The 272-nt window shown below is 55.9% G+C and carries 1 pseudogene; it reads right to left on the minus strand.

Features of this window, described 5'->3' with window-relative positions:
- A pseudogene (locus tag ACR9ZK_RS22010) lies at nucleotides 1-272 on the minus strand (CTP synthase); the annotation flags it as partial.

The following is a 272-nucleotide window of genomic DNA, read 5'->3' on the forward strand; positions in this document are numbered from 1 at the left end:
GGCACTGCGCGGTCAGAACGGCAAATCAGCACGTCCGGCTGGATACCGATAGACAGCAGTTCTTTTACAGAGTGCTGGGTCGGTTTGGTTTTCACTTCACCGGCTGCCGCCATGTAAGGCACCAGTGTCAGGTGCATATACAGCGTGTGCTCACGGCCCACTTCAACCGCCATCTGACGAATCGCTTCCAGGAACGGCAGGGATTCGATATCACCGACAGTACCGCCAATTTCAACCAGCACGACATCGTGGCCTTCGCCGCCTTCAATGAT

It is taken from the genome of Monashia sp. HAY1-5C (assembly GCF_056755255.1).